This is a genomic window from Streptomyces sp. NPDC001219 (assembly GCF_053597915.1).
In genome coordinates this window covers 1-20,641 of record NZ_JBSFJF010000102.1, presented here as the reverse complement: position 1 = coordinate 20,641, position 20,641 = coordinate 1, and the positions used below count along the sequence as shown (strand labels likewise).

16 protein-coding genes are annotated in these 20,641 nt (G+C 73.4%); 8 read left to right on the top strand and 8 right to left on the bottom strand.

The features are described from left to right. Positions 1 to 295: 295 nt before the first annotated feature. Both purU and ACWC9R_RS34555 read right to left on the bottom strand, forming a co-directional pair. Positions 296 to 1,189: a formyltetrahydrofolate deformylase gene (gene purU, locus ACWC9R_RS34560; RefSeq protein ID WP_362607883.1), complete on the bottom strand. Its 894-nt coding sequence runs from the start codon at positions 1,187 to 1,189 to the stop codon at positions 296 to 298. 32 nt (positions 1,190 to 1,221) lie between these two features. Next, positions 1,222 to 1,680, bottom strand: coding sequence for an SCO4402 family protein (locus ACWC9R_RS34555; protein ID WP_450737568.1), 459 nt, complete (start codon positions 1,678 to 1,680; stop codon positions 1,222 to 1,224). A 171-nt stretch (positions 1,681 to 1,851) separates the two neighbouring features. Between ACWC9R_RS34555 and ACWC9R_RS34550 the strand changes: the two genes are divergently transcribed. Then, complete coding sequence (locus tag ACWC9R_RS34550) at positions 1,852 to 3,198, top strand: ABC transporter substrate-binding protein (RefSeq protein WP_450737565.1); 1,347 nt, start codon at positions 1,852 to 1,854, stop codon at positions 3,196 to 3,198. 48 nt (positions 3,199 to 3,246) lie between these two features. Here ACWC9R_RS34550 and ACWC9R_RS34545 read toward each other — a convergent pair whose 3' ends face one another. Next, positions 3,247 to 5,106: a hypothetical protein gene (locus ACWC9R_RS34545; protein WP_450737564.1), complete on the bottom strand. Its 1,860-nt coding sequence runs from the start codon at positions 5,104 to 5,106 to the stop codon at positions 3,247 to 3,249. Between the two features lie 200 nt (positions 5,107 to 5,306). Next, entirely contained in the window at positions 5,307 to 6,701 is a 1,395-nt protein-coding gene (locus ACWC9R_RS34540) for a transcriptional regulator (RefSeq protein ID WP_450737562.1), read from the bottom strand. 449 nt (positions 6,702 to 7,150) lie between these two features. Here ACWC9R_RS34540 and ACWC9R_RS34535 point away from each other — a divergent pair, with 449 nt between their 5' ends. The 5 genes from ACWC9R_RS34535 to ACWC9R_RS34515 all read left to right on the top strand — a co-directional run bounded on the left by ACWC9R_RS34535 (position 7,151) and on the right by ACWC9R_RS34515 (position 13,127). Next, complete coding sequence (locus tag ACWC9R_RS34535; protein ID WP_450737560.1) at positions 7,151 to 7,822, top strand: bifunctional DNA primase/polymerase; 672 nt, start codon at positions 7,151 to 7,153, stop codon at positions 7,820 to 7,822. A 129-nt stretch (positions 7,823 to 7,951) separates the two neighbouring features. Beyond that, positions 7,952 to 8,833 (top strand): ABC transporter ATP-binding protein, encoded by an 882-nt coding sequence (locus tag ACWC9R_RS34530; RefSeq protein ID WP_450737559.1) that lies wholly within the window; start codon positions 7,952 to 7,954, stop codon positions 8,831 to 8,833. Further along, positions 8,830 to 10,464, top strand: coding sequence for a transporter (locus ACWC9R_RS34525; protein WP_450737557.1), 1,635 nt, complete (start codon positions 8,830 to 8,832; stop codon positions 10,462 to 10,464). The genes ACWC9R_RS34530 and ACWC9R_RS34525 overlap by 4 nt, the downstream gene beginning before the upstream one ends. A gap of 107 nt (positions 10,465 to 10,571) precedes the next feature. Next, on the top strand, positions 10,572 to 12,134 hold the full coding sequence (locus ACWC9R_RS34520; protein WP_450737556.1) for a hypothetical protein: 1,563 nt from the start codon (positions 10,572 to 10,574) through the stop codon (positions 12,132 to 12,134). Positions 12,135 to 12,518: 384 nt separating this feature from the next. Further along, a complete protein-coding gene (locus tag ACWC9R_RS34515; protein ID WP_450737554.1) occupies positions 12,519 to 13,127 on the top strand; it encodes a hypothetical protein in 609 nt (202 codons plus the stop codon). Positions 13,128 to 13,190: 63 nt separating this feature from the next. Here the strand turns inward: ACWC9R_RS34515 and ACWC9R_RS34510 are convergent, their stop codons facing one another. Next, positions 13,191 to 14,066: an alpha/beta fold hydrolase gene (locus ACWC9R_RS34510; protein ID WP_450737552.1), complete on the bottom strand. Its 876-nt coding sequence runs from the start codon at positions 14,064 to 14,066 to the stop codon at positions 13,191 to 13,193. A gap of 494 nt (positions 14,067 to 14,560) precedes the next feature. After that, positions 14,561 to 15,253 carry a metal-dependent transcriptional regulator gene (locus ACWC9R_RS34505; protein ID WP_450737550.1) on the bottom strand — a complete coding sequence of 231 codons (693 nt, stop codon included), beginning with the start codon at positions 15,251 to 15,253 and terminating at the stop codon, positions 14,561 to 14,563. A 183-nt stretch (positions 15,254 to 15,436) separates the two neighbouring features. On the opposite strand from ACWC9R_RS34505, the gene ACWC9R_RS34500 reads away from it, so the two are divergent. Next, positions 15,437 to 16,195 carry an SIS domain-containing protein gene (locus ACWC9R_RS34500; RefSeq protein WP_450737549.1) on the top strand — a complete coding sequence of 253 codons (759 nt, stop codon included), beginning with the start codon at positions 15,437 to 15,439 and terminating at the stop codon, positions 16,193 to 16,195. A gap of 13 nt (positions 16,196 to 16,208) precedes the next feature. Here the strand turns inward: ACWC9R_RS34500 and ACWC9R_RS34495 are convergent, their stop codons facing one another. Together ACWC9R_RS34495 and pdxH are read right to left on the bottom strand one after the other, a co-directional pair. Next, complete coding sequence (locus ACWC9R_RS34495; protein ID WP_450737547.1) at positions 16,209 to 17,759, bottom strand: PAS domain-containing protein; 1,551 nt, start codon at positions 17,757 to 17,759, stop codon at positions 16,209 to 16,211. A 454-nt stretch (positions 17,760 to 18,213) separates the two neighbouring features. Next, on the bottom strand, positions 18,214 to 18,837 hold the full coding sequence (gene pdxH, locus ACWC9R_RS34490) for a pyridoxamine 5'-phosphate oxidase (RefSeq protein ID WP_450737567.1): 624 nt from the start codon (positions 18,835 to 18,837) through the stop codon (positions 18,214 to 18,216). 471 nt (positions 18,838 to 19,308) lie between these two features. Here pdxH and ACWC9R_RS34485 point away from each other — a divergent pair, with 471 nt between their 5' ends. Next, positions 19,309 to 20,412, top strand: a complete 1,104-nt coding sequence (locus ACWC9R_RS34485; protein WP_450737546.1) for a citrate synthase 2 — start codon at positions 19,309 to 19,311, stop codon at positions 20,410 to 20,412. Positions 20,413 to 20,641 lie beyond the last annotated feature (229 nt).

Genomic DNA, 20,641 nt, shown 5'->3' with positions numbered 1-20,641 from the left:
GATACTGGGTGTATCGGGGCGAACCCGACAACGCAGCGAGCGTGCGTGCCAGGCGCCGCGGGGCAGGCGGGAGTTTGACGACAGGTCCTAGGGGGGGACGGGGCGGGCGCTGGGCGGGGCGGCTCGTCGGGGTGGGGTCGCGACGCGGGTTCGCCTGGAGTGGTTTCCCGTAGGGGGCGGTCGAACGGGTCCCGTAGGGGGTCCGGGCGCCCCCTCGGGGCCGCCAACGGCAGGGGGCGGAGGGGGTATTCCGGCAGCGGTGGGAAACCGCCCGTACGGGCGGTGGGAGACCGCCCTACGCGAAGACGACCGTCCGGCTGCCGTTCAGGAGCACGCGGCGCTCGCTGTGCCACTTCACTGCCCGTGCCAGGGCCTGGCACTCGACGTCCCGGCCGATGGCCACGAGCTGGTCCGGCGTGACCTCGTGGCCGACCCGCTCGACCTCCTGCTCGATGATCGGGCCCTCGTCGAGGTCGGCGGTCACGTAGTGCGCGGTGGCGCCGATGAGCTTCACCCCGCGGGCGTGCGCCTGGTGGTACGGCTTGGCGCCCTTGAAGCTCGGGAGGAAGGAGTGGTGGATGTTGATGATCCGGCCGGACAGCGCCTTGCACAGATCGTCGGAGAGCACCTGCATGTAGCGGGCGAGGACGACCAGCTCGACGTTCTCCGCCGCCACCAGCTCCAGCAGCTGCGCCTCGGCCTGGGCCTTGGTGTCGCGGGTGACCGGAATGTGGTGGAACGGGATGTCGTACGAGCCGACCAGCTCGGCGAAGTCCCTGTGGTTGGAGACCACGGCCGCGATCTCCACCGGCAGCGCGCCGATCCGGGAGCGGAACAGCAGGTCGTTGAGGCAGTGCCCGAACTTGGACACCATCAGGACGATCCGCATCTTCTCGTCGGCCCGGTGGATCTGCCAGTCCATGCCGAAGGAGTCGCCCACCGCCGCGAAGCTGGCCCGCAGCTTGTCGACGCTCACCGAGCTGTCCGCGCTGAAGTGGACCCGCATGAAGAACAGCCCGGTGTCGTGGTCGCCGAACTGCTGACTGTCCTCGATGTTGCAGCCGGTGATGAAGAGGTAGCTGGACACGGCGTGCACGATGCCCTGCTTGTCCGGGCAGGACAGGGTCAGGACGTACTGATCGTTCCGATCACGCTGACCGGGCTGGGTGGTGGGCTGCGACTCGCTCATGACCTCATAGGGTCGCACACCCGCGGAGCAGGTCAGGCCGGGGAGTCCGGTCCGCCGGTCATGATGGCCAGCACCTCCAGCGAGCGCGGCGCGGCATCGGGGTCCTCACCGTCCGCGGCGGCCAGCCGCACATGGGCCTCACGGGCCGCGTGCACCGCCTCCGGCCAGCCCTGGTGGGCCAGGTACGCGGCGACCGGGGCGTCCGCACCGACCTGGTGCATGATCCGCAGCACCCGCAGCACGGCGGCGTCGACCAGCTGGGCCTCCTGGGAGTCCCGGAAGATCGTGCCGACGTACTTCTCGGCGGACCAGTTGTCGAGCCAGGTGTCCTCGACGAGCCGGTAGACGGCGTCGGTGACGTCTCCGTACCCGGGGCGGCCGGCCAGCCAGGTCTCCTGGTGGAAGGCGGGGTCGGAGAGCATGTGCAGCGCGGAGCGCACATTGCTGCGCCAGCGCCACCACGGCATGTCGTTGAGTGGCATACCGCCCATGGTGGTGGAGCGGCGGCCGCGACGGGAAGTCTTCTCCGAACCTTGCACAGTATGGGATCGTACGTTCCGCGCCGATGATCTCAAGCGGCCCCCCGGAGTTCACTTCCGCGTCACCATCCGTTGCCTTGTCGTCACTCAGTCGTTCCTGGCAGGACGGAAGGCTGCGGTGTCATGACCGGACGGCGACGCTCCTCCCCCCGCCCTTTCTCCCGCGCTTCCGTGGTCGGTTCCGTGGTGGCGTGCACGGCGGTCATCGGGTCGCTGCTCTGGGGCTGTGGCTCCCTCCCCGGGGCCTCGGGGAGCTCCGGGGAGAAGGACCCGGTCACGGTGATGACCTGGGCGCCCGAGGGCACCAGGGCGACCAACATGCCGGGGATGCCGGCCATGGCGCAGGCCTACGCCCGATGGGTCAACTCCCAGGGCGGCATCAAGGGCCACCGCCTGCGGGTGCTGACCTGCAACGAGCGCAACGACTCGGTGTCCGCCGCGCAGTGCGCCCAGCGCGCGGTGGACCGGGGCGCGGTCGCGGTCGTCGGCTCCTACAGCCAGTTCGGCCGCTCGTTCATGTCGCCGCTGGAGGTCAGGGGCGTCCCCTTCATCGGCGGATACGGCGCCTCGGACGAGGAGTTCGAGAGCCCGCTGTCCTACCCCGTCAACGGCGGACAGGCCTCGCTGCTCGCCGGGAACGGCCGTCAGCTGGCGCGCGACTGCCGGCGCGTCGCACTGGTCCGCCCGGACACCATCCAGGGCGACCAGATGCCGTCCCTGCTCAACTCCGGCCTGGAGAGCGGCAGTCGGGACCCGGCCAAGGACATCAGGGCGCCGGACGACGCCACCGACTACTCGTCCGCGGTGCACCGCGCCCTGGACGGCGTGGGTGCCGACCCGGCCGTGTACGGGACGGCGGAGGCCGGCGGCAGGGCGGACGGCTCCTGTGTGACCGCCTCGCTCGGCGATCACACCGACGCGTTCTTCGACTCGTTCCGGCGGCTCCAGGAGGACAGCCCCAAGGTGCGGGTCGCCTCGGTGCTCGGCAGTGTCGGCCAGTCGCTGGTGAACCGTACGGGCGGCCGGTCCGGGCCGCTGGAGGGTGCGGACATCACCGGCTGGTATCCGGCCGCCGGCGACTCGCGCTGGGAGCCGATGCGCAAGGTCATCAACGACTTCGCGTTCAACGACAACCGCATCGACCCCGCCGACCAGGGTGCCCAGACGACCTGGATCGCCTACACCGTGCTGCGCTCGCTGATCGAGCAGCTCGATGACGAGGGCGTCGAGGACATCACCCCGCACGCCCTGCAGACGGCGCTGGACCGCGGGGACCGCGCCGTCGACACCGGCGGGCTGACCCCGAAGCTGCGCTGGCGCGAGGACGACATGCTCGCCGTCCAGGACTTCCCCCGCATCGTGAACGGGACGGTGACCTACCAGGTCGTCCGGGAGGGCCAGTTGGTCTCCGGCCGGCACGGCTTCGTGAACGTCACCAAGACGCTGGAACGGCGGCGCACGGACAGCTGAGCGGGCCGCCGGGGCGGACGGCCCCGGTGGCGCCCGCCCCGCCCTCGCTCAGAGCTGCTCGGGGCGGCGCTCCGTCAGCCCGTACTTCTTGGCGAGCGGGTTCCAGAGCTGCGCGGCCTGCCGCTTGGCCGTAGTGGCCTGGCCGCTGGCCGCGTTGCCCTGGGCGGTCTGCCGGGTGCCGCGGGCCTTGCCCTTGTGGCAGCCCTTCTTGCTGCCGACCTGTCCGGCCCAGGCCGCGTAGTGGTTGTCCGCGGACGCCGAGGACTGCCAGGCCTTGGTCAGCGCGGCGGTCAGCCGGTCGTGGTTGGGGATCTTGTCGACGGGCAGCTGCTGCAGCCGCTTCACCAGGTCGTTGCGCTGCCCGGCGGCGGCCTGCAGGTCCTTGGCCGCGCCGCGGAGGTTGTCACAGGTCCTGATGCTGTTGACGGCGTTGATCACCGAGGAGCGGCTGTTGTTGCTGTCGCCCAGCAGCGCGTCCAGGCCCTTGGACTGGGCCGCGGCGGGGTCGGCGGACGGCTTCGGCTTCTCCGGCTCCTTCTCCTTGGCCTCCTTGCCCGTGTCGGCTCCGGAGTCCTGCTTCTTCGGGGTGTCCTCGCCACCGCCGCCGCTCAGCGCCCAGCCGAGGCCGAGGCCGGCGCCCGCGAGCGCCACGATGACGGCGCCGACGATCAGGGCCGGGGCGAGCCGGCGGCGCCCGCTGCCGCCGCCGTCGTCGTACGGGGCCGGCTGGTCGTAGCCGCCGCCGGGCGGGAACTGCTGTCCGTGGCCGTGCTGCCCGTGGCCCTGCTGCCCGTACGGCGGGCGGCCCGGGTCCTCGAAGCGCGGCAGCTGTGCGGTGGAGTCCGGGGCGCCGGTCTGCCCGGCCTGGCCGGGCCCGCCGGGCCCGTCGCGGAACAGACCGTCGAACTCGGCGGGGGTGGTGCGGTCGCTGGGCTGGCCGGGGCGGACACCGTACGGCGCGCCGGGCGGCGGGGTCGGCGCACCGGCGCCGACCGGGGGGATGTACTGGGTGGCGTCGGCGTCGCCCGCGCCCTGGGCGCCGGGCATCGGCTGGGCCTGCGGCATCGGGCGGCCCTGGGGACCGCCCTGCTGCGGCTTGATGGCGCGCAGCATGGTCGTGGACTCGTCGGGCGTCTCGGGGCGGGAGGACGCCTCGGGCGGCAGCGGCGCGGCACCGGGGCCGCCGGACCGGCCGTCGACGGGCGGTATCAGCGCGGTGGCCTCCGCGTCGCCCGAGGCGGGCGGCAGCGGCGCACCGGTCTGCGGGGCCGACCGCACCAGCTCTCCGGACGGGCCCTGGGGCTGCTGCCCGAACTGCTGCGGGGGCTGCGGGGCTTGCTGCGGCTGCTGCCCGTACGGCTGGTGCGGGGGCTGCTGGGCCTGCTGGGCCTGCTGCGGCTGCTGGGGCTGCTGCCCGTACGGCTGCCGGCCCTCGGGCGGGAGTGCGCCGGGCGCGCCCTGGCCGGGCTGTGCGCCGGGCGGCAGCAGCGCCGTCTCCTCGGCGTCGAAGCCGGGCCGGGGCTGGGGTGCGGCGGGCTGCTGCGGGGGCGTCTGCTGCGGCGGCGCGGGCGGCATGGCGGGCGGCGCCGGGGGCTGGGCCGGGGGCGGCGCACCGAAGCCCTGGCCGCCCTGCGGGTGCGGCGGCTGCGCCGGGTAGCCCTGCTGCGGGCCGGGGTCGTACCCCTGCTGCGCGGCGGGCTGGCCCTGGGCGGGCGCCGCACCGTACGGCTGCGGGGCGGGGGCGGCCTGCTGGCCGGGGCCCCAGGGCTGGCCCCACGGCTGGCCGGCCGGCGGCGCGGCCTGCTGCTCGGGCACCCACGGCTCCCCGTTGGCGGGCAGCACAATGCCCTCTCGCGCGGGACCGGCCGCAGAATTCTGCGGGTCGTGACCCTGTCCGCTCTGCGTCACCGTGACTCCTACCAACGTGCAGACCTACGGAATCGTCGGCTGCACGCTACCGGGTCGCAGCAACGTTCGACCACGTCGCCTGGTCACCGCCCCACCGGTCCGGAACGCCCGGGGGCGGCCCCCGGCGGCCGGGCCGTGCGGCGCCGCTGGACATACCCGGCGTCGCACGACAAAGCAGCCTCCGCCCCATGAGGCGATCCTCACGCCGCCGTGGCCCGCAGCTCCAGCCGCGCGCTGAACTCCCGCACCACCGGTTCGTCCCGATAGGGCTCCAAACGCAGCTGAAAGTCCTCCAGATACTCCGCGCCCCGGTCCGACCGCAGCCCGCTCAGCAGCTCCACCGCCCGGGTGCCCGTATGGCAGGCCTGCTCCACCTCGCGCTGCTGGACCTGGGCGCCGGCCAGCAGCAGCAGACCGATGGCCCGGCGCCGCGCCCGGCCGGCCGGATGGCCGTCCAGCGCCTCCCGCGCCCGCTGCGCGGCGGGCCCCGGCTGCCCCAGGTCGCGGTGGCAGTGGGCGAGTTCGTCGGCCAGGTAGGCCTGGTCGAAGTGGGCGATCCAGACCGGGTCGTCGCCCGCTTCGGCCGCCGCCTCGGCGCGCTCCATCGCGGCGACCGCCCGGCCGGCCACCACCTGGAAGGCCCGGCCGTCACCCATCAGCGCGTGTCCGCGCGCCTCCGCGGCGCAGAACATCGCCTCCGCGCGCGGGGTGACATGGCCGCGGGCGCCCTCCTGCGCGGCGCGCGCGAGCTGCGCGATCTCCCGTGGATTGCCGAGCGAGGCGGCGAGGTGGCTCATGCTCGCGGCGAGGACGTAGCCGCCGTAGCCGCGGTCACCGGCCGCCTGGGCCAGCCGCAGGGCCTGGATGTAGTAGCGCTGGGCGAGGCCGGGCTGCCCGGTGTCGACGGCCATGTAGCCGCCCAGTTCGGTCAACCGCGCCACGGCGGCGAAGAGTTCCCGCCCGACGGACTCGCGGTACGAGCCGGCCAGCAGCCCGGAGACCACGCTGTTGAGGTAGTGCACGACGACCGGCCGGACGTGCCCGGCGCCGAAACGGTGGTCGAGTTCGCTGAGCGCCGAGGTCATGGCGCGGACCGCCTCGACGTCCGAGATCCCGACCCGGGCACCGGCGTTCCGGGCGACCTGGGAGTCCGCCCCGGTGATCAGCCAGTCGCGGCTGGGCTCCACCAAGGCGGACGCCGCGACCGTGGAGCCGCTGAGGAAGTCGCGCCGGCCGACATCGCTGCGCCACAGCTCACAGACCTGCTCGATCGCCCCGAGGACGGTCGGGGAGAACTGGAGCCCCACCCCGGACGCGAGGTTCTTGCCGTCGGCCATCCCGATCTCGTCGATGGTGACCGTGCGCCCCAGCTTGCGCCCCAGCGCCTCCGCGATGACGGCCGGGGCACGGCCCCGTGGTTGCTGGCCGCGCAGCCATCTGGCCACGGAGGTCTTGTCGTAGCGGAGGTCGAGACCGTGTTCCGCACCGCACATGTTGACGCGGCGGGCGAGCCCCGCGTTGGAACAGGCGGCTTCCTGGATCAGCGTCTGCAGCCGTTCGTTGGGCTGCCGTGCGACGAGTGGCCTGGCGGCCATGCTTGTACCCCCTGTGTACCGCTGTGCGTTCACCGTCGAACGCCGTTCCCTGTGATCGATTCCCCAGGAATATGCCGGATATCCGAGAGATCCTGAATATGCGCGATAGGGGGGATCGGTGTGATATGCGCTTCGCCGTGGATGCCCGGCCCTGGGCGGTGTGTGCCCTGTCCGGTGCCTCCTCGGTGCCGAGCGCCGTTCACGGGTGGGGAAGGCTGCGCGGTGCCGTGCACAGATGGCGGCGCCGCCGTGCCGGGCTCCCCCAGGTGCACCGCGGACTGCCGCCGGGCGGTCCCTCCGCCCGTCAGGCAGGTGGCTACCCGCTCCTCGGGCCCCGCCCGCACACGCGCCCCCACCGGTGCACCCATGCGCCCCACGTGCGAGAACGATGCGCCCGGGGGCTCACCCCTGAGCCGTAACCCTTGGTGACAAGGGGAGTTGTCCCGGGCGTGGAAAAGACCATCGGAGTCACAGGAGCCTCGCGAATTCCCCTGCAGCGCGGCGATCAACTGCTCGAAACCGCGGTGCGTTACGCGGAGGAACGGCACTGGGACGTGTTCCCCGGCGCATGGCTGGAGCACGACGGCGAGACCCCGCGCTGTTCGTGCGGCGCCGGCGACTGCGCGGCCCCCGGGGCGCACCCCACCGGGCCGGGCTGGGCCCAGCAGGCCGGCGGCAGCGCGACCGCCGTCCGCCGGATGTGGGGCAAGCAGCCGCGGTCCTCGATCCTGATGCCGACGGGCCGGACGTTCGAGGCGCTCGACGTCCCGGAGACCGCGGGCTGTCTGGCGCTGGCCCGTATGGAGCGGATGGAGCTGGCGCTCGGCCCGGTCACCCGCACCCCCGACCGCCGGATGCTGTTCCTGGTGCTCCCCGGCGCGGCGGTGAAGGTGCCCGCCCTCGTACGCGCCCTGGGCTGGGCGCCGGCCGCGCTGGACCTGATCTGCCGCGGCGAGGGCGAGTACATCGCCGCCCCGCCGACCCGGGTGGGCGCGCACGGCTCGGTGCAGTGGGCCCGCCGCCCCACCGACGCCAACCGCTGGCTGCCGGACGCGGAGGAGCTGATCAGCCCGCTCGCCTACGCCTGCGCACGGGACGCGGTCGCGCTCCGGGGACGCTGACCCGGACCGGTCCGCTCCTCTTGTCCCCGGAGAGGCGAACTGCCCGGCCCCGCCCGGTACCCGCCCGTATCGTGGGATGCCGGACGGGGGCCGGACCGGCCTCTGCGGGGACGTCGAAGGGCAGGACCGGTGGCGAACGAGCCGGAACACATCGAGGAGCGGGGCGCGGCGGCGGCGCCGCGGCAGAACACGGCCGCTTCTCCGGACGGGCCGGCCGCGGCCCCCCGGGGCGGGGAGGCCGGTCCGCCCGCCGTACGGGTCCAGGGGCTGTGGAAGAAGTTCGGCGAGCAGGTCGCCGTCAACGGCATCGATCTGACGCTGCCCGCCGGCCGCTTCATCGGACTCGTCGGCCCCAACGGCGCGGGCAAGACCACCACGCTCTCCATGGTGACCGGCCTGCTGCGGCCGGACGCCGGGCTGGTCGAGATCCGCGGGCACGACGTCTGGCAGGACCCGGTGTCCGTCAAGTCCCGGATCGGGGTGCTGCCCGAGGGGCTGCGGCTCTTCGAGCGGCTGTCGGGCCGCGAACTCCTCGGCTACATAGGGCGGTTGCGCGGCCTGCCGGGCGACGAGGTCGACAAGCGGGCCGTTCAGCTGCTGGACGTGCTCGACCTGGCCGGCTCGCAGCACAAGCTGGTGGTGGACTACTCGACCGGTATGCGCAAGAAGATCGGGCTGGCGGCCGCGCTGCTGCACAACCCCGAGGTCCTCTTCCTGGACGAGCCCTTCGAGGGTGTCGACCCGGTGTCGGCGCAGACCATCCGCGGCGTACTGGAGCGCTACACCGCCTCCGGCGCGACGGTGATCTTCTCCAGCCATGTGATGGAACTGGTCGAGTCGCTCTGTGACTGGGTCGCGGTGATCGCCGCCGGGAGCATCCGGGCGGACGGCCCGCTCGCGGAGGTACGCGGTGCGGCGCCCTCCCTCCAGGACGCGTTCCTCGAACTCGTCGGCGCCAGTGACCGGGGCGCGGGCGCGAACCTGGACTGGCTGGGCGGCGGCGCCCGATGAGCACCGAATCCGCCGCGGTCGCCGCGCCGCCGGCCGCCGCACCATCCCTGACCGCCGTCTTCGTACGGCTGAAGCTGTCGCTGCTGCGCAACGGGCTGCGCCAGTCGACCGGGCGCACGCTGGCGTACGTCGGCTCCGTCCTCGTGGGCCTGCTGTTCGCCGCGGGTGTCGTGGTGGGGCTGGTCGCGCTGCGCGGCAACCCCCATGTCGGCGCGCTGGTCGTGCTGCTCACCGGAATCCTCACCCTGGGCTGGGCGGCGATGCCGCTGTTCTTCCCGGCGAGCGACGAGACGCTCGATCCGACCCGGCTGGTCATGCTGCCGCTGCGGCCGCGGCCGCTGATCGTCTCGCTGCTGGTGACCTCGCTCGTCGGCATCGGCCCGGTCGTCACCCTCGCGCTGGTGACCGGCTCGGTGATCGCGGTCGCCGACGGGGCGGCCGCCGCGGCCGTCGGCGTGGTGGCCGTGGTCCTGGTGGTGCTGGTGTGCGTGGCGCTGGCACGGGCCATCGCCACCGCCACGGTGCGGCTGCTGACCAGCCGGCGGGGCCGCGATCTCGCCGTGCTGGGCGGCCTGTTCATCGCCATCGGCGCCCAGGGCGTCAATCTCGCCGCCCAGAAGCTGGGGCGGCCGGACGGCCTGTCCGTACTGGAGCCGCTGGGCGACGTCCTGCGCTGGGTGCCGCCGGTCTCGGCGATCGGCGCCGTCGACGACATCGGGCACGGGGAATACGGGCGGGCGCTGGCCGGCCTGGGGCTGACGGTGCTGGCGCTGGTGCTGCTGCTGTGGTGGTGGCAGCGTACCCTGACCACCCTGATGACGTCCCCGGACTCGTCCACCCTCCAGGCGGTCGAGAAGGGCAGCGCGCGCCGGGACGGCGGCGAACGGGGCCTGGCGCGGCTGCTGTCGGGCGGGCGCACCGGCACGGTCGTGCTCCGCTCGCTGCGCTACGCATGGCGCGACCCCAAGTCGAAGATGTCGTGGGCGACCGCCCTCGCCGCCGGACTGCTGTGGCCGGTCCTCTCGGTCGTCCAGGGCAACGGCAGCATCTACACCGCGTTCTCGGCGGCCACGCTGCTCGGCCTGCAGATGTACAACCAGTTCGGGCAGGACACCTCGGCGTTCTGGATGGTCGCCTCGACGATCGCGACGCCGCGGGACGCCTATGAGGAGCTGCGGGCCCGCGCGCTGGCGCTGGCGCTGGTGGCCGTCCCGTACGTCACGCTGGTCGTCGTCGGCAGCGCGGCGCTCATCGGGCCGTGGTCGGCCTTCGCGGAGGTGTACGGGCTCTCACTGGCGGTGCTGGGCGCGCTGCTGGCCACCGGGGCGCTGTCATCGGCGCTGTTCGCGTACTCGATCCCCTCGGAGGGCAACAAGAACGTCGCACCGGGGCAGGGCGCGATCGCCTGGTTCAGTCTCTTCGGCGGGATCGTGGCGGGTGCCGTGCTGTGCGCGCCGCTGCTGGGGCTGATGGTCTGGCTGCATGTCGCGGGGCTGACCCACCTGTTGTGGGTGCTGCTGCCGGCCGGTGCGGTCTACGGCGTGGGCATCGCGGAGCTGGGCCTGCGAGTGGCGGCGCCGCGGGTCGCGGGGCGGCTGCCGGAGATCCTGGCCGCCGTCAGCAAGGGCTGAGCGAGGCTCCGTGGCCGGGCCGCCGCGCCCGGCCGCGGAGTTGTCCACAGGCCGCGGCGGCCCGCGCGCGGCGGCGGTAGCGTCGTCCACGACCTGAACGAGGGGTGGTGGGGGTGGTGCGGCGGGCCGGATGGGTGCTGGTGGCGGGCTGGCTGGCGGTGCTGTGGTGCGCCGGGGCGGTGCAGGCGGCGCCGGCCGGTCCGGACGGCCGGACGGACCCCGCGCAGCAGGCGTACCTCGCCGCGCAGCTCCGCCGTAACCCGGTCTACGTCAGCGACCAGCTCCCGCGCGAGGTCCCCCGGTCGACCGCGCCCGCCTTCGCCCGGGAGGCCCGCCGACTGGCCGTTCCGGTGTACGTCATGGTCCTGCCGGACACCTCCTACGGCTCCGCGGCGGACAGTCTGCTCGCCGGTGTCCATGACCGGCTGGGACGCAAGGGGCTGTATGTCCTGCTGAGCGACGCGGGCCTGGACGCGGCGCGGGACTACGGCGTGGACCTGCCCGGCACGGCGGACGCCGTCACGGAGACGGGGTACGCGGTGCCGTACGACGCCACTCCCCGCGAGGTGTTCGGGCACTTCGCCGAGGTGCTCGCCTCGGGGAGGGCACACGCGCGCGCCGAGGAGGCGCGCGCCACGTACGACGGCGGAGGGCCGGAAGAGCCCCCCGGCTTCCACACCGACCGGACAGAGCGCGCGGACCAGAGCTTTGTGACCGGCGTCGCCGTCCTCGGCGTTCCGCTGACGGTGCTGCTGGTCACGGTCCATGCGCTGCAACGGCGGCGGGTGCGGCGGGCCGCGGCGGCGGGCGGACCGGTGCACATACCCGGGGCGCGCGGCGGTCCCCAGCCCGCGAAGAAGGGAGCCGGGGGCGGCACGACGGGGCACGCAGGGCGGCAACCGGGCGACGGTCCCGGCCCGTTCCCCCGTGCGCGACTGCTGCCGCTGATGCTGGGGGCCGCCGTGCTGGGCGGGCTGGTCGCCTTCTCCGCGTCCCAGCTCTTCGACGACACCACCAGCGGCGACGGCTCGCGTCCCACGGCCGCCGACATGCGGGCCCGGATCGACCGGGTGTCCGCCGGACTGCGCCGCGACCCGCTCTACGTCGACCCGGAGAGCCGGACCTTGCTGGACGGCGCCGAGCGCCGCCGCCTCCGCGAGCGACTGCGGAAGCTGGACGTTCCGGTGCTGGTCGCCGCCGTGCCCACCTCGCCGGACGACGAGTCGGGCGGCAGCGTGCCCCTGCTGGCCGAGGAGTTGCACGAGCGGCTGCGCCGCGATGCCCTCATGGTGTTCGCCGACCCGGCGAACGGCGCGATCGAGCTGGTCAACTACAGCACCCGCGTCGACGACGGCTATCTCGTCGGCCGCCCGCGCGACCTCACCTACACCGGGCCCGCCGAGGAGCAGTTGGGCCGTCATCTGGACGAGCTGCTGACGTACGCCGGCAAGGCCCCGCGGGCCACGACGGGCGGCAGGCCCTACGACCCGCCGCCCGCCGCCGACCCCGTCGAGGAGAAGGCGCTGCCCGGCCTGTTCACCGGGGACTTCGAACCCGGCCTGGTCGTCGGCATGTTCGCCGCGGCGCTCGTCTTCGGCCTGGTGGCGGCGGCCCGCGCCGTCGCCCGGCGCCTGGTCCGGCGCGGCGGCCTCCCCCGCGCCCAGGCCTGAACGACGCGCGCCGCCGGGCCCGGTACGCCGCCCACGCCGACCGTCATGCCCCGTGCCACCCCGTCCCGGGACCGCTCCACCCCCTCCCGGGACCCGCGCCACCCCGCCATGGACGCGCGCCACACCACCGGATTCAGAGATTCCGCTTGTCAATTCGGGTCACATATCAATCGCATGGAATGCGCCCGCAATTGGACAAACAATCAGGCGAACGCACCAGCTTTTTCGGGAATTTCGAACGAATCGCTTGGCCGCCCCGGATGCCGCCCACCGCGATGCTTCGACAAATCCGAAAGCCCCCTCCTATGCTCCGCTCACACAGCCGTTCGCAAACACACGGGAACTGTGTTGTGCGACGGGGGAAAACGACTGCTGGAGAATGTTGTGCCGTACAAGAAGACCGCTCTGCTGCGCGCCGCCGCGCCCGTCGCCGTACTGGCGCTGGCACTGACCGCCTGCGGCGGCAACAAGAAGAGCAACACCGCCACCGACGACGCGCCCAAGACCGAAAAGAGTTCGTCGGCGCCGGAGGGTGGCGGTGAACTGAAGCCCGGTCAGGGCGGTACGGGGAAGTTCAAGGAAGAGGACGGGGCGATCACCTATGAGGTCGCCGCACAGAAGGTGAAGGTGAGCACCGAGGCCGAGACCAAGAAACTGGTCTCGGACCCGAAGCGGGCCAAGGGCCTGGTCGCGGCCACCGCCTGGGTGAAGTACACGAACAAGGGCGGCGGTGTCGTCAAGGAATCGCCCGACGTCGCCGACGAGTCCGAGATCTACGCGGACGGCCAGCGCGGCGGTCTGCTGATCGGTGCCGCCGAGGACGGTCCGGGCTGCGAGGACACCATCGACATCGAGAACTGGAAGACGGGCCAGAGCCACACCATCTGCCAGACCTACATGATCCCCAAGGACGCGAAGTCCGTGGAGGTCCACTGGACGGCCGAGGGCCGGAGCGGCTCCCCGCTGATCTGGAAGTTCGACAACGCCGGCTGATCCGGCGCACACCGTCTGCCGTGCGCCGGAGCCCTCGGGGCCGTGGCGCACGGCAGCGGCCCCTCACGCCGGCATCGCGGCCGCCTGGAGAAACGGTTCGATGGCGGCGCACCACGCGTCGGGCTGTTCCCACGGGAGCAGATGTCCGGCGTCGGGGATCTCGGCGTAGGCCCCGCGGGGCAGGACCCGGACCATCTCCTGGGCCTCGGCGCGGCCGAGTTCGGCGTCGAGGCCGCGGACCACGAGGGCCGGGCAGGGCACCTGGGCGAGCTCTTCCCAATGGGCGTCATACACCCAGGTCTCCCGGGCGCTGAGCATCTGCCGGCGGGAGAAGACGGGCCGCCAGCCGTCGGCACGCTCGGCCATCACCTCGGCGAAGAACTCCCCGCGGGCGGGCCTGGGCCGCTCCAGGGTGGGGTCGTCCTCGCCGAACCACTTGCGGACGTCCGCGAGGGTGGCGAACGGCACCGGCCAGGACCGGAACCACTCGGTCCATTCGTGCTGCGAGGCCGCGCCGAGCGCCGACGCCCGCATATCGCAGATGACCAGCGCGCTGACCAGATCCGGTCTCCGGGCCGCTAACTGCCAGGCCGTCAGGGCGCCCATCGCATGCCCGACAAGGGCGACCGGGGCGAGACCGAGCTGCTCGATGGCGGCGATGGCGTCATCGACATACGCCTCGCGGTCATACGGTCCCTCGGCGGGTTTGTCGCTGCGGCCGTGGCCCCGCTGGTCCAGCGCGACCGGGCGGTGGCGGGCACTCAGGCGGCGGGCGGTCCCCGCCCAGTGCGAGGCGCGGCCCATCAGGCCGTGGAGCAGCAGCACACCCGGCCGCTGCTCGCCCTCCTCCAGCCCGCCGCCGATCTTGGGCGGGTCGGTGAATTCCCAGGCGGCGAGCCGCACGTCACCGGCCCCTGCTACATCGATGCGCCGCACCATGTGCCCTGGCACCCCCAATCGTCCCTTGAGCAGCTTCACACTATCGAACCTCTATTCGAACGCGCCGTTCCGACGCGGAACACCCCTCGTTCGAGTGACCTCGCTCAAGGATTGGCCGCGCGCGCCACGGGGAGACATCTGCCGGGAGGCGGGCCCTACCGGGAAGGGGGCCCGTGGGGACAGACCCTGAGAGCTCGGGGCTCCGGGTCTGGGGTGGGGGACATGGGGAGGCAGGGCCCCGGCTGCTCGCAGCGCCGGGGCCCTGACCGTCTCCCGAACGAGTGGATGCATCCGAGCCCCCTCCCTGGCCAGGACAGGCCGATGCATGGCCATGCGTCAGGGTGACACGAGACCGGCCGTATCGCACGGATTCGCACAAGTCCGTTCAGCGGGCAAGAAGTTGCCGAGCCCGCCGGCCGCGCGTCAGCGCAGCTCAGCGGGCTCGGGAGCGAGTATGGGCGGGCGTGCGAAAAGGAAAGCGGCTGAAACCCGTTTCAGCGCTTGGCGACGAAGACGTGCGAGGCGATCTCGGAGTCCAGCTCGGCGGCCTCGCCGCTGCTGCCGACCAGCACCCCGGCCGGCGACTCCGTCACGCTCACCACCGCGCCCGGCTGCACACCGGCCCGCCGCAGGGTGTACATCAGCTGGGCGTCCGCCTGGATCGGCTCGCCGATCCGGCGCACCACGGCCGTCTTCCCGTCGGCCCCGGCGTCCAGGTCCATCAGGCTCACCATGCCGGCGTCCAGGAACGGGTCGCCGGCGGTGGTCTCGCCCAGCTCCTCCAGCCCCGGGATGGGGTTGCCGTACGGGGACTCGGTCGGATGCCGCAGGAGTTCCAGGACGCGGCGCTCGACCGCCTCGCTCATCACGTGCTCCCAGCGGCACGCCTCGGCGTGCACCTGCTCCCATTCGAGCCCGATGACGTCGACGAGCAGGCACTCGGCGAGGCGGTGCTTGCGCATCACCCGCGTCGCCAGCCGCCGGCCCTCCTCCGTCAGCTCCAGATGCCGGTCGCCCGCGACCTGCAGCAGGCCGTCTCGCTCCATGCGCGCCACGGTCTGGCTCACCGTCGGGCCGCTCTGTTCGAGCCGCTCCGCGATGCGGGCGCGCATGGGCACCACACCCTCCTCTTCCAGTTCGAGGATGGTGCGGAGATACATCTCCGTGGTGTCGATCAGTCCGGACATGCGTGCCCCTAGATGTGTGGTGCGGTGGCCCTGGACTCAATTCTGACGCATCCCGCTGACAACGGTGCCGCCTCGTCCACGCGCCAGCCCTTCCGGTCGTATTGACAGGGCACTGGTCCAGACCGCAACGTGATCCGCGCCACTGATCACATCCGCCGAGAACCGACGAGAGGGGCCCGCGGCATGGCTGAGAGCGACCGGCTGGCCGGGAAGTACTTCGACGCCGCGATCGACCTGCTGCGACAGGTCCGCGACGCGGAGGGCGACCGGATCGGCGCGGCCGGGGCGCTGATCGCGGACACCGTCGCGGCGGGCGGCCGGGTCTTCTCCTTCGGCGCCGGGCACTCCTCGCTCCCCGCGCAGGACACGGTCTACCGGGCGGGCGGCCTGGCCATCATGAATCTGCTGTCCGTACCGGGCGTGGTCGGCGTGGACGTACGGCCCGCGACCCTCGGCAGCGCGCTGGAGCGGGTCGACGGGCTGGCCGGGGCCGTCCTGGACACCAGCCCGCTGCAGGCGGGCGACGTGCTGGTGGTCATCTCGCTGTCCGGGCGCAACGCGCTGCCGGTCGAGATGGCGCGGCACGCCCGTGCCCTCGGCATCAGGGTCATCGGTGTGACGTCGGTGGCGTACGCGGAGGCGACCACGTCCCGGCACGCCTCCGGGGACTTCCTCAAGGACCACTGCGACCTCGTGCTGGACAGCCGGGTCCCGGTCGGCGACGCGGAGCTGACGCTGCCGGGCATCGACGCGCCGTTCGCGCCCGCCTCCACGGTCGTCACCAGCGCGATCATGCAGGCCGTGGTGGCGACGGCCGCGGGCACGCTGGCCGAGCGGGGCATCGACCCGCCACTGCTGCGCTCCGGCAACGTCGACGGCGGGCACGACTGGAACGCCGGGGTGATGAGCGCCTACGCGGACCGGATCTTCTACCGGCAGTGAGCGGCCGAAGTCCTCAGCGCGCGGCCGCGCCCGCCAGGTCCAGGGCCGCGGCGATCCGGGCCGCGACCTCCTCCGCGTAGTCCGCGTCGGCGCGGTCGAACGGGCGGCGCGCGGGCGCCCGCAGAAAGGTCAGGACGCCGAGCCTTCGCCCGCGGCTGCACAGCGCCACACACAGCCCGTGCACGGTGCCGTCCGGCCAGTGACGCGCGGCCGCCCAGCCCCCGGGCGAGGCCGGTCCGGCGCTGGTACGCACCGGGCCGCGCCGCTCGTACGCCTGGAGCGCCGGATGCCCCGGCACATACGGCACCGGGATGCCGGCCGCCGACAGCGTCTCGGTCGGGCCGGGCGCACCGGCCGGGGACGCCAGCGTCCGCATCAGGCGGGGCACGCCCGCCCGCACGCGGCGCCCGGCCTCCGCACCGGAGGCGGAGCCCCTGGCACCGGTGGACGGCGCCCCGTCCCCACCCGCCGCACCGTCCACGCCGTCCGTACCGTCCCCACCCTCAGCGCCCTCGCCGGTGGCTTCCCCACCCGCCGCGTCGAGCCCCGTCCCCTCCGGGAGCTTCCCGAACGGTGCCGGTACGGGCGGCGTGACGAGATCGACCAGGCCGTGGTCGGCGAAGCCCGCCAGGGCGAAGTCCAGGTGGAGCGCGGCGGCCTCGGACGGGTCCGGGCACTCCGCGGCGGCCCGGCCGGCCCGGTGGAGCTGCTGGGCGCGGAAGCGCAGCAGGGAGTTCTCCTGCTCGGTCCGCTTGGTGTCCGTGACGTCCTGGAAGAGCCAGGCCACGCCCAGCGGCACCGGCTCCTCCGCCATCGGGGAGGACAGCCGGACGAAGCCGCTGCGCCAGCACCGCCGCGGCACCCCGGCCTCCTCGGAGCGCAGCGTCACCCACAGCTCCGCGACGGCCGGCGGCGCGCCCTCGGCGAGGACGTGCTGCAGGGCGCACTCCAGCTCCTCGACGCCCTGCGCCAGCAGCTCGCCCAGAGGGCGGCCCAGCAGCGCCGTGCGCCCCACGCCCAGGGCGCGGGCGGCGTGCGCGTTGACGACCGCGGGCCGCAGATCGGCGTCGATCAGCACCACACCCCACGAGGCGTCCTCGAACAGCGCCTCGCTCAGCGCGATGGACCGCTCCAGGTCCAGCTGGGTGTGCACCTCGCTGAAGGCGCAGTACACGCCGACGACCCGGCCGCCGGGGGCGCGGACCGCGGAGGACTGGGTGCGGACGAGGACGCGGTGACCGTCCTTGGCCAGCAGGGCGAACTCATGGACCTGGCGGCCCGGGGCGCGCATGGCGGCCGCCAGTGCCGCCTCGATCCCGTCGGCGTCCTCCTTGCGGACCGCCCAGCCGGTCAGGCCCGTACGGCCGACGGCCTCGGCGGTGGTCCAGCCCAGGATGCGCCCGGCCTCGTGGTTCCAGTGGGTGACCGTGCCGTCCGCGGCGAAGGCGACCAGGGCGGCGTCCATGCCGTCCAGGAGCGCGGCGAGCAGACCCGAGTCATCGGTCTCGTCGCCGGCGCAGCGCGCCGAGGCCGACGAGGCCGAGGAAGCTGACGAAGCAGTCACTGGCACCCCTTACGAACGCGGCCACACATGCTCCACCTGGGAACATTCAACTGGAACGTGACACAGCGCACACGGGATTCGCGGAAATCGTTGCCAACGGGAAATTCCCTTGTGTGCGGGCGGACGGCTTCCTAATGTGTGGAGCACACGAGAAGGGAGGTGGTTCGGCAGATGATTTCGCACCGGACGCGTGAGGTGGCTGCGGGCTAGCGGCCCGTCGCTTCACCGAAGTGCAGCGCCGGACCGCGCATACTGCAGATGCGCAAGCCGGCCCAATCCCAGTAGTCACCCGACCCGCGGGCTGCCGGTTCGTCCGACCGGCCCTTCGCGCCACTGAGCGCGGAGGAAGCAGCCCGCGGGTCGTCTGCGTTTGCGCAAGCACCGCACGCGGCTCGCACACCGCCCGGCGACGATGGCACCCGTCGCGGCGCCACCCGACCGGCCGCCCGGCGCCTCAGGGCGCCAGCCGCTCCACGGCCCAAACGTCGCCCTCCCGCACGTACCGCAGCCGGTCGTGCAGCCGGTTGAGCCGGCCCTGCCAGAACTCGACCGTCTCGGCGGTGATGCGGTAGCCGCCCCAGTGCGGCGGCGCCGGCACCTGCTCGCCCTCCGGGTAGCGGGCCGCCAAGTCCTCGTAGGCGCGCTCCAGTTCCTCGCGCGAGCCGACCCGTGCGGACTGGTCGCTGGCCCAGGCGCCCAGCTGGGAGCCGTGCGGGCGGGTGCGGAAGTAGGCGGCGGTCTCGTCCCGGCCGATGCGTTCCGCGGTGCCGGTCACCACCACCTGGCGGGCGAGGGGATGCCAGGGGAACAGCAGCGAGACGGCCGGATTTCCGGCCAGTTCACGCCCCTTCCGGCTGTTGTAGTTCGTGAAGAACACGAAGCCGCGGTCGTCGAACGCCTTCAGCAGCACGGTCCGTGAGCTCGGCCGGCCCGCCGGGTCCGCCGTCGAGACGACCATCGCGTTCGGCTCGTGCAGACCGGCCACCGTCGCGTCCTTGAACCAGCGCGCGAACTGGTCGTACGGGCTCGCGGCGAGGTCGGACTCCACGAGTCCCTCGGCGCGGTAGTGGGCCCGCATGGAGGAGGGGTCGGGGGTCTCGGCATGAGGCGCGTCGGCTGGGTGCACGGCCTCATCTTGCAACACCCGGTCCGGCGCGGTCAGCCGGGAGGGGCGGAAGTCTGCCCCTCGTCGACCGGTCGTAACCCTCCCGACGGCAGATCGTCCGGTGTGCGGGTCGCACGCCTCCCCGCAGGTGAGGGACCCGCCACAATCAGGGCCAGGCCCCCTGTGGCCCCCGGGCGCAGAGAGCTATCGTGTCCGTCCGGCCTGAAGGGGCGCACCACAGCGCACCTGGCCGCCCGCGGACCGACCACCGCGGACAAGACCGTCGCGTGACCCACCCCCTGGCGGGGCATCACCGGGGTGCCCGGTACGGACCGCGAGCTGCCGGCGCAGCCGCGGAGCCGCACCGGCGCCGCACACCAGAGACTCGACCGCACGGCAGCTGGTCACGGACCGTTTGCCGTCCCCATCTTGAGGAGCTGCCTGATGTCCGACTTCGTACCCGGGCTCGAAGGAATCATCGCGTTCGAGACGGAGATCGCCGAGCCGGATAAGGAAGGCGGTTCGCTCCGCTACCGCGGTGTCGACATCGAAGATCTCGTCGGGACGGTGTCCTTCGGAAACGTCTGGGGACTGCTGGTCGACGGCGCGTTCGACCCCGGACTGCCGCCCGCCGAGCCCTTCCCGATCCCGGTGCACTCCGGTGACATCCGGGTCGACGTGCAGTCGGCGCTCGCCATGCTCGCGCCCGTATGGGGCCTGAAGCCGCTGCTGGACATCGACGCGGAGACGGCCCGGGACGACCTCGCCCGCGCCGCCGTGATGGCGCTGTCGTACGTGGCCCAGTCGGCCCGCGGGCCGGGCCTGCCGATGGTGCCGCAGAAGGAGATCGACAAGGCGGAGACCATCGTCGAGCGCTTCATGCGGCGCTGGCGCGGTGAGCCCGACCCCCAGCACGTCAAGGCCGTCGACGCCTACTGGACCTCGGCCGCCGAGCACGGCATGAACCCCTCCACCTTCACCGCCCGCGCCATCGCCTCCACCGGCGCCGACGTGGCGGCCGCGCTGTCCGGCGCGGTCGGCGCGATGTCCGGGCCGCTGCACGGCGGTGCGCCCTCCCGCGTCCTCGGCATGATCGAGGACATCGAGCGGACCGGCGACGCCTCCGCCTACGTCCGTCAGCGGCTGGACCGCGGCGACCGGCTGATGGGCTTCGGCCACCGCGTCTACCGCGCCGAGGACCCCCGCGCCCGGGTGCTGCGCCGCACCGCCCAGGAGCTGGGCGCCCCGCGCTTCGAGGTCGCCGAGGCGCTGGAGAAGGCCGCACTGGAGGAGCTGCGCAGCCGCCGCCCCGACCGCGTGCTGGCCACCAACGTCGAGTTCTGGGCGGCCATCGTCCTGGACTTCGCCGAGGTCCCCGCCCACATGTTCACCTCGATGTTCACCTGCGCCCGTACGGCGGGGTGGAGCGCGCACATCCTCGAACAGAAGCGGACGGGCCGACTGGTGCGGCCGTCGGCCCGCTATGTCGGGCCCGGGGCCCGTAGCCCGCGGGAGATCCCCGGCTTCGACGGGATTGCGCCTCGTTAGGCGCCTTCCCACGTTTTCGGCGTTCCCGCCGTGGGGGCTTGTCCTCGTTACGGCTCCGCTGCGCGGGGCGTGGCATCGGGTGATGTTTGCGGGTGGCCGCGCCGTTCGCGCCTGCGGCGGGCGGGTCCGCTGCGCGGGGCTGTCGGGTGCGGTGACGGGCCTCCGCGGGTGGGGTGTGCCGGACTGCTTCGCTTTACGTCCGGCACACCCCACCCGCTCCGACCCCCCC